This is a genomic window from Sorangium sp. So ce367 (genome assembly GCF_051520455.1).
Lineage (GTDB): Bacteria > Myxococcota_A > Polyangia > Polyangiales > Polyangiaceae > Sorangium > Sorangium cellulosum_B.
In genome coordinates, this window is record NZ_CP150334.1 from 10,148,791 (window position 1) to 10,162,018 (window position 13,228).

General features: G+C 70.8%; 10 protein-coding genes. 5 read left to right on the top strand and 5 right to left on the bottom strand.

The window, feature by feature from the left end:
• Positions 1–169: 169 nt before the first annotated feature.
• Positions 170–937 carry a hypothetical protein gene (locus WME97_RS38395; protein ID WP_437545067.1) on the top strand — a complete coding sequence of 256 codons (768 nt, stop codon included), beginning with the start codon at positions 170–172 and terminating at the stop codon, positions 935–937.
• Positions 938–1,012: 75 nt separating this feature from the next.
• Here WME97_RS38395 and WME97_RS38400 read toward each other — a convergent pair whose 3' ends face one another.
• Positions 1,013–1,921, bottom strand: a complete 909-nt coding sequence (locus WME97_RS38400; RefSeq protein WP_437545068.1) for a zinc metalloprotease — start codon at positions 1,919–1,921, stop codon at positions 1,013–1,015.
• A gap of 774 nt (positions 1,922–2,695) precedes the next feature.
• Here WME97_RS38400 and WME97_RS38405 point away from each other — a divergent pair.
• Both WME97_RS38405 and WME97_RS38410 read left to right on the top strand, forming a co-directional pair.
• The gene (locus tag WME97_RS38405) at positions 2,696–3,148 is read left to right on the top strand and encodes a Fur family transcriptional regulator (protein WP_437545069.1); all 453 of its coding nucleotides are present in this window, start codon (positions 2,696–2,698) and stop codon (positions 3,146–3,148) included.
• A gap of 164 nt (positions 3,149–3,312) precedes the next feature.
• Positions 3,313–5,169: a permease gene (locus WME97_RS38410; RefSeq protein WP_437545070.1), complete on the top strand. Its 1,857-nt coding sequence runs from the start codon at positions 3,313–3,315 to the stop codon at positions 5,167–5,169.
• A gap of 114 nt (positions 5,170–5,283) precedes the next feature.
• On the opposite strand, the gene WME97_RS38415 is transcribed toward WME97_RS38410, so the two are convergent.
• The 4 genes from WME97_RS38415 to WME97_RS38430 all read right to left on the bottom strand — a co-directional run bounded on the left by WME97_RS38415 (position 5,284) and on the right by WME97_RS38430 (position 9,194).
• Entirely contained in the window at positions 5,284–5,631 is a 348-nt protein-coding gene (locus WME97_RS38415) for a hypothetical protein (protein WP_437545071.1), read from the bottom strand.
• A gap of 158 nt (positions 5,632–5,789) precedes the next feature.
• A complete protein-coding gene (locus WME97_RS38420) occupies positions 5,790–6,875 on the bottom strand; it encodes a serine/threonine-protein kinase (protein WP_437545072.1) in 1,086 nt (361 codons plus the stop codon).
• A 401-nt stretch (positions 6,876–7,276) separates the two neighbouring features.
• Positions 7,277–8,689, bottom strand: coding sequence for a type I glutamate--ammonia ligase (glnA, locus tag WME97_RS38425; protein ID WP_437545073.1), 1,413 nt, complete (start codon positions 8,687–8,689; stop codon positions 7,277–7,279).
• Between the two features lie 166 nt (positions 8,690–8,855).
• Positions 8,856–9,194 carry a P-II family nitrogen regulator gene (locus tag WME97_RS38430; protein ID WP_012239819.1) on the bottom strand — a complete coding sequence of 113 codons (339 nt, stop codon included), beginning with the start codon at positions 9,192–9,194 and terminating at the stop codon, positions 8,856–8,858.
• 661 nt (positions 9,195–9,855) lie between these two features.
• Between WME97_RS38430 and WME97_RS38435 the strand changes: the two genes are divergently transcribed.
• Both WME97_RS38435 and WME97_RS38440 read left to right on the top strand, forming a co-directional pair.
• Positions 9,856–12,582, top strand: coding sequence for a serine/threonine-protein kinase (locus WME97_RS38435; protein ID WP_437545074.1), 2,727 nt, complete (start codon positions 9,856–9,858; stop codon positions 12,580–12,582).
• A gap of 4 nt (positions 12,583–12,586) precedes the next feature.
• Complete coding sequence (locus WME97_RS38440; protein ID WP_437545075.1) at positions 12,587–13,162, top strand: GNAT family N-acetyltransferase; 576 nt, start codon at positions 12,587–12,589, stop codon at positions 13,160–13,162.
• Positions 13,163–13,228: the final 66 nt, after the last annotated feature.

Consider the following 13,228-nt stretch of genomic DNA (forward strand, 5'->3'; position numbering starts at 1 on the left):
GCCGCGCAAGCGGATCGCGGGCGAACGCGCGCGATATCCCACAGCGCCTCACCCCTCGGACACGGCTATGTCATATTTCAGCGCACCGCGTCAAGCACACATTGACGCGCCGCCTTCGAGGAACCAACGATCAGGTATGCACTGCGGAAGGATCCTTCGGATTGCGCCGATGATGCTGCTCGCGCTCGTGTCGACGGGCTGCGGCATGGCGACGATGATCGACACGAACACGCGCTCCATCCAGGCAACGACGGAGGAGATGCGGCGGACCCGCGCGACGATCGAGGATTCGAATCAGACGCTGCGGAGCTCGCAGGAGAGCATCGATCAGCTCGCCGAGCTGCGTCAGCCGATGGAGAAGCTCGCGGAGATGCAGGCGGCGATGGAGCGGCTGGCCGAGCTCAAGGGGTCGATGGACGCAATGCAGCAGAGCATGCGGGAGACCGCGCGCCTCAAGGAGTCGATGGATCGGCTGAGCCAGATGGAGGCCACCATCGCCGCGATGAACGAGAGCCTCGTGGGCATCCGCGGCCCGCTCACGGACGTCGCCGCCCTCAACGCACCGATGCGCGACGTCGCCGCCCTGGACGCGCCGATGCGCGACGTCGCCGGGCTGAAGCAGCCGATGGAGCAGGTCGCGACGCTGCGCGAGCCGATGAAGGAGGTGAGCAAGTTGTCGGCGCCGATGGAGGAGATCAGCCAGCTCGGGGGCGATGCGTCGCGCCAGACCGGCCTCATCGCCGTCGGCCTGCTCGGCTGGGGCGTCGTGACGTTCCTCGGCGTCTACTTCGGCGTACAGGCCGGCACCCGCCGCCAGCAGCGCCTGGCGCAGGGAGACAGGGACTCGAGCGCGGGGCCGGCGCCTGCCGAGCCCGCGCCGCGCGTCCTCACCGAGAGCCGGAGCTTCGAGCGCCGGGCCCAGATCAAGTCGATGTGATCGATCTCTGCCGGACGCCTGTCCGGCCGGCGAGCGGCGGAGTCGCCCGCCGCCCGCCGTCACATCACCCACCGATCAACGATACGTATCCCAGTGAGCCGACATGCGATCGGCCTGCCCTGCAGTGAACCCATCCATGCAGGAGTCGTCGGTGTAATCCATGAAGTTCTGGACCGGGTCGAGCCCACCTCCGCGGCAGCTGTCCCTGTTCAGCGGGCAGCCATACGCGGCGCTGCGCTCCGACGCCGTGTCCGCAACGCCATCACCGCTCTTGTGGCAACCGCCTTCGAACGTGTGGAAGAGGCCGAGCCAGTGACCGACCTCATGTGTACCCGTATCTCCCTCGTTGTACGGCGCCGCATTGCCGCCGGGTAACGTGGAATGGAGCAGGACGACGCCGTCGTCGGTCGGACGGGCCGCGTAGCTCGAGGGGAACGTCGCCCAGCCCAGCAGACCGCCGCCCGGATTGGCCGTGTAGAGATTGAGGTGGTCTGGCCCACCAATGCGGAGCGCTGCCTTGGCCTGCCGCTCGGCCGAAGAGCCCGACGACATGGTGTACCAGGTCGCGTTCCTCGTCCGATCGACGGAGGCCAGCGTGAAGCTGAAGCGGGTGTTCGCGTACGCCTCGTTGAGCACCTCGATCTGCTCCGCGATCATCCGGTCCGTCACGTCGCCGTTCGAAACGCCGATGCCCTTGTTGATGACGTGGACGTGCACGGGGATCTCGACCGCCGCGCCCACCGAGAACCCGAGCGCCATCTGTCTGCGGACGGACTGCTCGACGGCTTCCTTCTCAACGTCGCTCAGCTCGACGGTCGCGCAGCCGCGCCGCAGGGGCGCCGGCGCCGCCTCGACCTGCTCGGGCTCGACGTCGACGACGGCCGGCGCATCCTCCGCGGGGGTCGAGGGGTCGGCGCCGCACGCGACGCCCAAGGCAGCGATCAAGACTAAGGCAAATACTTCCGCGCACGTCCGAGCTCGCATGGACACTCTCCTTGGTTCATTTCCCCGCAAAGGAAGCATGAATATATATCCGCGATCACAATCGGTTCAATTCCAAAAGGGCTGATTCCACTCGCGACGACCAAGGAAGATTCCATGTCTTGGTCGTTCTGGTCGTTCTGGTCGTTCTGGTCGTCTTACGAGTCTTGCGCTCTCTCGCCGAACGCCGACAGGCCCCCGGACACGCAGAGCGTTGACGAGGCGCAGCGGCCCGTGTGGAACGGACACGCCGATTGCTCCAACGTGGATCGATCGCTCCATGAGGGAGCACACGTCGAGAGCGGCGCGGACCGAGGGAGCGCCCCTCGACTCGAGATCAGACGATGACGGGGACCTGGCTGTTCCGCCTGTTCCATGTCCTCCGCGCCTTCGGGATCAGGGCCCGCGGAGCTCACCCCGATTTCGAGGCGCTTTCCCGAGGAGCGCCGCGCCGCGCGCCCATCCGCCTGGTCTGTGCAGCTCGAGCGACGCTCGAAGCCAGGTGCACGACGTTATCCAAACTCTCCGCCTGCCACATCCTCTCGGAGCCGGGTCGGCGCTCGCCGCCGCCAGCCCTCTCGTCGGAGCCGCGCCGGGCACGCGCACACGCGGTCCGAGCGAGGGCAGACGCTGCGTCTCGCTGGCGGTGGCGCGACGAGTTCGGCGGCGTTCCTGCGATCTCGCTCACACTGGCGCGCGGCCGACCCGGGCGCTGCGCGGCCGACGGCGCGATGCATCGTGATTGCGGTACTCTCCTGGCGACGGTAGATGTCTGGCATGGCGCGTACGAAAGCAGGTCAGTCCGCGGAGGAGCTCCGTGAGCAGATCCGGGCGGCCGGCCTGCGGGCCACCTCGCCGCGCATCGCGGTGCTGCAGAGCCTCGGCCGCTCGCGGACGCCCGTCAGCCACGCGGAGCTCGCTGCTGAGCTCGCCCCCAAAGGGTGGGATCGCGCCACCATCTACCGGAACCTGATCGACTTGACCAACGCCGGGCTCGTGCGCCGCACCGACATGGGCGACCACCTCTGGCGGTTCGAGCTGCGGGAGTCCACCGGAGCCCACACGGCGGACGAGCACCCGCACTTCATGTGCGACACATGTGGCGATGTGCTCTGCCTCCCTGACGAGAGCATCGAAATCAAGGCGGCGCGCGGCGCGCCGCGCGCGTTGCGGCGCAAGGGACTCCAGATCCAGATCAAGGGCCGCTGCGATCGGTGCGTGCAGGCCTGAGCGGCGGAGCAGCCCCGGGCCACCGGCGGCCCCCGGCCAACGGGAGCCCCGTGCCGCGTGAATGACGCGGCGCTCGGCGGCCGCAGGCGGCTGTCCGCATCCTGGTTGCAACACCAATTTGATATTGATTAGGCTACGCGGCTCGGGCATAGCCCACCGCGCCCATGCTCGCGCTCGTCGTCGTCCTGTCGATCGCCGGCCTCGCCGCGGGGCCGCTCCTCGTGGCGCTCGGCCGGCGCCAGGCGCTGCCGACGTCGGCGCTCGACGGGCTGACGCTCGGCCTCGTGCCCGCGCTCATCCTCACGCGCCACCTGCCGCACGTCGTCGAGGAGATCGGGGCGCAGGCGCTCCTCTGGGCGGCGCTCGGGTACGCGGCGCTCGGGCTCACGGAGCACCGGCGGCGCGACACCGGCGAGGTGCTGGGGCGGGAGATCGCGTTCTCGGCGCTCGCCGTGCACGGGCTGCTCGACGGCGCCGGGCTCGCGCTGGCCGTGGCCGCGGCCGACAGCGGCGCGGACGGGGTGCTCTTCGCGAGCGCCGTCCTCGTGCACCGGCTGCCCGAGGGGCTGTCGCTCGCGGCGCGCTTCCTGCCCGCCTGGGGCTGGCGGCAGCTCGCCGCGCGCCTCGGGCTCCTCGGGCTGCTCACCGTCCTCGGCGCCCTCCTCGGCCAGGGCGCTGTGGAGAGCCTCCCCCACGAGTCGTTCGAGGTGTTCATCGCGTTCGGCCTCGGCGTCCTCCTGCGGCTCGTGGTCCACACGCACGAGGCGCCGCCCCGGGGGGCGCGCGCGCGGACGGCGAGCGCGATCGCCTTCGCCTCGGGGCTCTGCGTCGCGCTCGCGCTCCCCAGCCCGGAGAGCTCCTTCACGAGCGCGCACGCGTCCGAGCTGTCGTTCGCCGAGTCGCTCGGTCCGCTGTTCATCGAGACGGCGCCCGCCGTGCTCGCCGGGCTCGCCGTGGCGGGGCTCCTGCGCGCGCTGTCTCCGATCGTCCTGCATCGCTCGACCGGCTCGCTGCGCGGCGGCGCGGCGCTGCCCCGGGCCGCCCGCAGCCTGGCGTCCGGGCCGGCGCTGCCCCTCTGCGCCTGCGGCGTTGCGCCGCGCATGCAGCGGCTCTCGCGCGCGAGCGCGCCGGTCGCCGCGGTCGTCGCCGTCGTCCTCTGCGCGCCGGCGCTCGATCCTGCCGGCGCGCTGCTCTCGCTGCGGCTGCTCGGCCTGCCGTTCACCGCGGCGCGCGTCGCGGGCGGCGCGCTCCTCGCCGTGCTGGTCGCGCTCCTCGTCGCCAGGGTGGCCAGGACGCCTGGCTCGAGCGCTGCGCCCTCCGGCGGCGCGCCGCCCGTCGTCGCCCGGACCGTGGCATCGCCGGGCGCGCGGCTCCGCGCCGCCGTCGCCGAGGCCGTCGGTCCAGCGCTCGATCACATGGCCGCCTGGTACGTCGCGGGCCTCCTGCTCGCCGCCGTCCTCGAGGCGGCCATCGCGCCGGCCGCAGCGCGCGCGCTCGGCGCGCCGGACGACGTCCTCGTGAGCGCGCTCCTCGCGGTGCCCGCTCACGTGTGCGCGCACGGCGCGGCGCCGCTCGCCGCGGTGATGATCCACAAGGGGCTCCCGGTCGGCGCCGCGCTCGCGTTCCTCGTGGCGGGGCCGGCGACCCACATCGCGGCGCTCGGCGGCCTGCGTCGGGCGTTCGGAGCGCGCGCCGCCGCGGCCGCCGCGCTCTTCAGCGTCGCCTTCGCCGTCGCGCTCGGCCTCGTCGCGAACGCCTTCGTCCCCCTCGCGGCGATCCCGGACCTCCACGACCTCGCGCCCCAGGAGCACTCCACCGTCGCGTGGGTCTGCGCGGCCGCGCTCGGCGCGCTCCTGCTCTCGAGCTTCATGAGGCTCGGCCCTCGCGCATGGCTCGGCGGCATGCGCGGCGCCGGCGACATCGGTGCGTCCGGGCCGGAGGAGCCGCATGCGCCCTGCGCAGGCGCACATCGCTGCAGCGCGAGCGGCGCACCGGGCGACCACGGCGCGCCGCCCGCGTGACGCCGGGCTCCCCGGAACGTCGTTCCAGGAGCTCACGCTCGCCGCTCTCCCTCGCGCGTCGTCCCGCGGCCTCCACCTCACGCGCCGGAGCTCCGGCGCGGGGCGGCGCGGCGATCACCCTAGCTGGACCGAGCCGTGGTGATCGCAGTGATCGCCGTGCGGATGGTGCAGGTGCGCCCCCACGAGGTAATCGAAATGATCGCCGTGGGGCACGGCCTGATGGCCGCAGCCTGCCCCGTGCGTGTGCGCCTTCTCGTGATCGGCGCATGCATGGCTCGGCGTGCACGCGTCAGGGTTCTCCTTGTCGACCGAGAGCACGTGCTCATCGAAGTGATCGCCGTGCGGGTGATGCAGGTGTCCGTCGTGCAGGTAATCGACATGGTCCTCATGCCGCAACGCCTGATGTCCACATCCCTGCCCATGAACATGGGCGTGCGCTTCATGCGTCTGGTGGTCGTCCATCGACTTGCATCCTTTCCATCAATGCTCGCTTCGAGCTCGGGTGACGGCTCGACGTGGGGCCAACATGGGGCCCCGACGCGCACCGCCGCAAGGAGCAACCTGGCGCGCATGCCGTGGGCGAGCCGACCACGCTCGCTCGCCCTGCGGCGCCGCGGCGCTCAGCGGATCCAGTACCTGCCGATGAGCACGAGCGCCATTGCCCAGAGCACCACCCCGATGCCCGCCGCGACGAGCATGGCCTTTGGCAGGCGCCTGCCGTGCTGCACGAGCCGTCCCAGCGTCCCGGCGGCGTCGCCGCCCCGCGCCGCCGCGCTCTCCGGCGCGAGGCCGACGTCGCCGCTGAGGCCGATATCCGAGGCGCGCCGCCCCTTCTGTCCCCGGAAGCGCTCGGCGCGCAGCTCGCGGAGAACGGCCTCGAGCTCCTTCGCGAGCGCGTCCGCCGAGGCGATCCGTTCGTCGCGCTCGCGGCGGAGGCACGCTTCGACGAGCTGGCAGAGGTGCTGCGGGAGCCCTGGCCTGCGCGCGGCGATCGGATCGCAGTCCTTGCTCAGGATCCGGACCATCAGCGCGTTGTAGTTCGGCGCCTGATGCGGGGTCGTCCCGGTCAACGCCTCGTACATGACGACGCCCAGCGACCAGATGTCGGCGCGAGCGTCCACGTCCTCGCGCCCCGCGGCCTGCTCGGGCGACATGTACGCCGGCGAGCCGACGACGCAGCCCGTGCGGGTCAGCGAGAAGTTGTGCTCCTTCTCCAGGACCTTGCTGATCCCGAAGTCAAGGATCTTCCCCACGAGCTCGCCCAGGTGGTTGCGATGCACATAGATGTTCGCGGGCTTCAGATCGCGGTGGATGATCCCCTGCTGATGGGCCATGTCGAGCGCCCGCGCGAGGCCGAGGAAGAGCTCGACCAGCACCTCCGGCTCGATGGTGCCCTCGCGCCGCAGCCACTCGTCGAGCCCCTCGCCGACGAGCAGCTCGAACACGAGGAACGGAGAGCCGTCCTCGGCCTGACCGAGGTCGAGGATCTCGACGATGCTCGGGCTCCGCAGGCGCCCGCTCGCCTTCGCCTCGTTGAAGAAGCGCTGGAGCGCGACGGCGTCCCCGGCCACCTCGGGGCTCATCACCTTGAGCGCCACGTCGCGGTCGATGAGCACGTTCTTCGCGGCCCACACCGACCCGCTGGCGCCTTGGCCCAGGAGCTTCACGAGCCGGTAGCGAGACTGGATGAGATCGCCGGGGTTCACTGCTGCGCCGAGGTGTCGCTGGGGAGCTGAAGGAACTGAGGGAACCGAGGATAGGGACGAACCGGCGGGCCAGAGGACCGCGGAACCGAGGAACCGAGGAGGAGCTGGCTTTACGCCGCCCCCGTCGGATCCGGACCGCAGGATAACCCGAGCCATGGACGAGCGGTACCGCGGTGCGGCGCGCTCCAGCAGGAAGCAAAAGTTCGCGGCGCGAGGGGCGACAACCCGCCTCGCCACCCCCGGGGGCGCAGAGATCCGTGGATTTCCGATACCGCGACGCTTCGACTCGGCGTCATCGGCGCTCGCCGAGCACGACGGCGAGCGATGAAGAGGCTGGGCAGCGAGGGGCACAGCGCAATTTTCTTGTGCGCCGGCCCCTGCGCTGCCCTCGGGGTGGGCGATCAGACGTCGTAGTAGAGGAAGAACTCGTGCGGGACCGGGCGGAGCCGGACCGCGTCGACCTCGCGCTCGCGCTTGTAGTCGAGCCAGGTCTTGAGGATGTCGCGGGTGAAGACGTCGCCGCGGAGCAGGAACTCGTGGTCGCGCTCGAGGGCGCCGAGGGCCTCGTCGAGCGAACCCGGCATGTGCGGCACTTCCTTGAGCTCCTCGGGCGAGAGCGCGTAGATGTCCTTGTCGAGCGGGTCGCCCGGATCGATCCGGTTCTGGACGCCGTCGAGGCCGGCCATCATCATGGCGGCGAAGGCGAGGTACGGATTGCAGCTCGCGTCCGGGAAGCGGACCTCGATGCGGCGGCCCTTCGGGCTATTGCCTGGGGCCAGCGGGATGCGGATCGACGCCGAGCGGTTGCGGCTCGAGTACGCGAGGTTCACGGGCGCCTCGTAACCCGGGACGAGCCGGCGATAGCTGTTCGTCGTCGGGTTGGTGAGCGCGGCGAGCGCCTTCGCGTGCTTCAGGATGCCGCCGATGTACCAGAGGCCCGTGTCGGACATCCCGGCATAGCCGTCGCCGGCGAAGAGCGGCTTGCCCTCCTTCCAGAGCGACTGGTGGCAGTGCATGCCGCTGCCGTTGTCGCCGAAGAGCGGCTTCGGCATGAACGTCACCGACTTGCCGTTCTTGCGGCCGACGTTCTTGATGACGTACTTGAACCACATGAGGTTGTCGGCCATCGCCGTCAGCGTCGAGAACTTGATGCCGATCTCGCACTGGCCGGCCGACGCCACCTCGTGGTGGCCGACCTCGACCCCGATGCCGGTCTCGATCAGCGTGGACATCATCTGCCCGCGCAGATCGCCGAGCGTGTCGGTCGGCGCGACGGGGAAGTAGCCCTCCTTCGACCGGATCTTGTGCCCGAGGTTCGGGCCGGCCTTGCCGGAGTTCCAGACCGCTTCGTCGCTGTCGATCTCGTAGAAGGCGCCGCGCTGCGAGCTCTCGTAGCGGACCGAGTCGAAGACGAAGAACTCGGCCTCGGGCCCGAAGTAGGAGGTGTCGGCGATGCCGCTCGCGCGGAGGTGGTTCTCGGCCTTCTGGGCGATGTAGCGCGGGTCGCGGCCGTAGGGCTGGCCGGTCACCGGATCGCTGATCTTACAGATCATGCTCAGCGTCTTCTGGGCATGGAACGGGTCGAGCTTCGCCGTCGACGGATCGGGCGTCATCAGCATGTCGCTCGCGTTGATCGGCTGCCATCCGCGCACCGACGAGCCGTCGAAGCCGATCCCCTCCTCGAAGAGATCCTCGTTCAGGCGGGACGCCGGGATGGTCGTGTGCTGCCAGATGCCGGGCAGATCGATGAACTTGAGATCGACAAATTTTACGTCGTTTTCCTTCGCAAACGCGACGACATCTTTCGCCTTCATGATCTTCTCTACCTCGCTGACTCGCTGCTCTCGCTGTATGTGACTCGACGGTGCGCGGGCTCGTGCTCGCTTCTCGGTTGTCGGTTGCCGATCTGTCGATGCTGTCGATCCTCGAGCCTGTGACCCGCCGCGAATGCCCTGTGACGCTCTGCCGGCGGCGTGCCTCCTAGATGGCGTCCTCGCCGCGCTCCCCCGTGCGGATCCGCACGGCCTCCTCGACGGGGACGACGAAGATCTTGCCGTCGCCGATCCGACCCGTCTTGGCGCTCTTCTCGATGGCGTCGATCACGTCGCTGACCATGCTGTCCGGCACGACGATGTCGACCTTCACCTTCGGCACGAAGTCGACGACATACGCCGACCCTCGATAGACCTCTTTCTTGCCGCCGGTCCGACCGAAGCCCTTTACCTCGGTCACCGTCATGCCCTGAATCCCGACCTCGGCGAGGGCGTCCTTGACCTCGTCGAGCTTGAACGGCTTGATGATCGCCTCGACCTTTTTCATTGCGCACGCCTGTGGTGACCGGGTGCCCGCCAGGGTGGAAGACCCGAGCGCTCACCCGAAAGGCCCCGCCGGAGCAGAGCTGGTAAAGGGGGGACACCTCCGCCGGCGGCCTCCCATCGATGTGCCGGGCGCCGCCCGGCTTCCGATCCGTGACGGGGTCGGCCCGATCCACCGAGCCTTGCCCGCCACTGTCAACGACTCAGGGACCCATCCAGCGGAGCCGGATCGGCGACCCTTCACCCCGGACGCTGGCGCGCGACCGAAGGTCCAGGCTGGTGTACCCAAGCTCATGTTTCCGGAATGTTTCGCGCACCGCGCGAGCGTGAGAAAAGTGCATCGGACGTCAGGAAATCGGAGCCCGCTTACTTTTTTCACAGCTCCACCTGGGCAAGGCAGAGCTCGCTTGCGCGGCGGCGCGCCGGGGGGTGAGAATTCGCTTACGCACCGCGACGCCGGAGGTGGGGCCCCGCCTTATGAAGTATGCCGTCCCGGGGTGGAATCCGTTTTCACGGTGCCGTTCCGGAACCGCTGAGCTCGCTCGCGCGGCGCCAGGGAGAGGATCGGGCCCCTCCCCGACGGTCATGCTGCGCTCGCCATTGTTCTTGTGACGCGGCTCGAATAGGCTGCGCTGGCGAATCCAGTCGCGGGACAGCCCTGCCTGATGGCTTTGCCGAACAAAGCGAAGATCCCGGTAGGCACGGTCCTCGCCGGAAAATACCGCATCACACGCGAGATCGGGCGCGGCGGCATGGCTGCCGTGTACGAGGCCGAGCACATCGACATCGGCAAACGCGTGGCGATCAAGGTGCTCGCCCAGGAGCTGACGACCTCAGCCGTCGTGGTCGAGCGCTTTCTCCGAGAGGCCCGGGCCGCCGCGTCGATCCGCAGCCCCTTCATCTGCGACGTCTACGACTCGGGCAAGCTCGACGACGGGCGGCCCTTCCTGGTGCTCGAGCTCCTCGAAGGCGAGTCGCTGTACGAGCGGATGACCGTCATCAGGTACCTCGACCCCGAGACCACCGTGACGGTGGTGTCCCAGGTGTGTCGAGGGCTCACCAAGGCGCACGCCGCCTCCATCGTCCACCGCGACCTCAAGCCGGAGAACATCTTCCTCACGAAGGATGAGGAGGGCCGGCTCTGCGCGAAGATCCTCGATTTCGGCCTCGCGAAGTTCTACGCGCCGGTCGACGGCGGCGACGCGCAGGCGCGCCTTACCCGCGAGGGCGCGGTCTTCGGAACGCCGGCGTACATGAGCCCGGAGCAGGTGCGCGGCCAGGGAGCGGTCGACCACCGCGCGGATCTCTGGGCGCTCGGCTGCATCACCTACGAGTGCCTCACCGGCCGCACCGTCTGGCAGACCGAGCAGGGCGTCGCGATGACGTTCGCGCAGATCGCCAACGCGCCCCTGCCGCAGCCGGCGGCGCTCCGCCCCGACCTCCCGGCGAGCTTCACCACGTGGTTCGAGAAGGCGCTCGACCGCTCCATCGATCGCCGGTTCCAGACCGCGAGGGAGTTCGCCGACGAGCTGTCGGTCGCGCTCGGCGTCGCCCAGCCGACGCCGCCGCGCGGCGCGGAGCCGTCCCAGGCGGGGCTCGTCATGCCGGGCGGCGACCCGCCGGCCGACCTGTCGTTCGACCCGCCGGGGGTCGTCCGTGTGACCCCCAACGAATCGCGGCGGACCGTCCCGTCGGGTCCGGCGGAGCGCGGGGGAGATCCGTTCGCCGGGCTGGACACCTCGGGCGCGCCCGGCGCCGCGATCGCCGGGCGGATGAGCCAGGGCGCGGGGCAGCAGATCACGTTCTCCGGGGGCTCGGGCGAGACCTCGGTCCCCGATCCGCTGGCGCACGCATCGACGCCGAAGCGAGGCGGCGCGGGACGCGCGCTCGTCGTGTTCGGCGTGCTCGCGCTCGTCGCGGGCGGCGCCTACGCGGGTTACCGCCAGTTCCTCAAGCCGACGGCCCTGCCGCCCGTCTCGTCGAGCAGCGCGGCGCCGTCGGCGACCAGCGCCCCCTCGGCGTCCGCCGGGGCCAACGTGCCGGCGCGCACCGACGCCCGCGTCGAGCCGCCCGCCCTGGCGTGGCCGCCGCTCGTCGCGCAGGCGCAGGAGGCGGTCGCCGCCGGCGATCTCAAGGCCGCGCTCAGGCTGCTGAAGGACGCTCAGGACAAGGGCAACCACCCCGTGCCCCGGACCCTGATCGAGCACGTGCAGGTCGCCCTGAAAGACGCGAGCGGCAAGGCGCCTTGCGCGCTCACCGGCCTCGCGAGGCCGCGCACGCACGATCTGGTGCGCGAGGGCGGCCGCGTCGTCGGGGCCAGCCGGCCCTCGATCGCGCTCGGGCCGCGCGGCGCGGTGGTCACCTGGACGGACTCGCACGAGGGCGGCACCGAGCACGCCTACACGACGACGCTGGACGGCGCGCTGCGGCCGTCGTCGCCGGCGCTCGACGTGACGCCCGAGGGCCGCGCCATCGGGCGCCCCGAGCTGACCTCCGCAGGCGATCGGCTGGTGCTCACGTACTGGGACGGCAAGGGGCCGGAGGCCGGCGTGCACGTGCGCTGGCTCGACGCCAACGGGCGGATCGACGGCCCCGCCGTGATGGTCGCGCCCTTCCCTCGCGGAGGGAACTCGTGGCCCTCGCTCGCGCGCGCCGCCGAGGGGTTCCTGATCACGTGGTCGGACGACGGCGACAACGCCTCCGAGGACCTCTTCATGCGCCGCCTCTCGCCGAACCTCGATCCGGCGGGCGAGATCATCCGGCTGACCGACGTCACCCCGACGGGCCCCTCTAAGCCGCGCGTCCGCTTCCCCTCGGTGGCGGTGGCGAACGACGTGATGCACCTCGCCTTCCGCTTCGATCGCGAGCCGACGCGCGTCATCCAGTACATGCGCCTCCCGCTCGCGAACGCCAACAAGGGGCTCCCGCCGGCCAGCCCCGGCAAGCGCGCCGACCGCGCGCTCGGCGACCTGTCGCTCGTGAACAGCGATCGGATCCGGAGCGACAGCCCCTCGCTCGCCTGCGGCGCGGGCGGCTGCTTCGTCGTCTGGCACGGCGAGGCGCCGCTCGGGGGCGCATCGGCCGCCTACATCGATCCGGCCAAGGGCCAGCCGCTCTGGCGCAAGCGGTTCTCGAAGTCGGGCGCGCGCCCGTCGATCGCGATCGCGCCGAGCGGGCAGGCCCAGCTGGTCTGGTTCGAGGGGGGCCGCCTGCTCACCGCGTCGATCAACCGCGACGGCATCGGCGCGCCAACGAAGTTCGCCCGCATCAGCGGGGATCAGCCGGCGCCCTCGATCAGCCCCGGCGCGAAGCCCGGAGAGTGGTATGTCGCCTGGCTTGACTACGAGGCGGGTCATCTCGAGCCCTACGCCGCCCGCATCCAGTGCCGGTGACCCCATGCTCATCCTCCCACCTCGAAGCGAGGTCCGCGCCCGTCCCATCGAGACCGAGCGGCTGATCCTCGTGCCGATCGACCCGTCCGACGGGCCAGAGCTCTGGCTCGCGGTCAACGGCTCGCGCGCGACCCTCCAGCGGTGGCTTCCCTGGGTGCAGTTCCACACGGATCCGGCCGCGAGCGTGCGCTTCGCCGAGGCGTGCGCCGCCGACTGGGATCACGGCAGGGCGCTGCGCTTCGTCATCCGCGAGCGCGCGCACCGCTCGCTCGCCGGGGTGGTCGGGCTCGAGGCGTGCGTCCACCTGCACCGCTCTTGCGAGCTCGGCTACTGGCTCCGCAAGGAGGCGACCGGGCGCGGGCTCATGACCGAGGCCGCGAGGGCCGCGCTCGGGTTCGCGTTCGGCCACATGGGCGCGCACCGCGTGCGGGTTGCGGCCGCGACGGACAACCATCCTTCCCTCGCGGTCATCAGCCGGCTCGGCTTCCGCTTCGAGGGGATCGCCCGGCAGGCCGAGTGGTGCGACGGCCGCTGGCTCGACCATTCCGTCTTCGCGCTCCTGGCGACCGATCCCAGGTAGAGCCGCCCACGAGGGCGCTCGCTCGCTAGTTCCCTCCGCGCGCCCGAGGTGGCCCGTGCGCCGCCC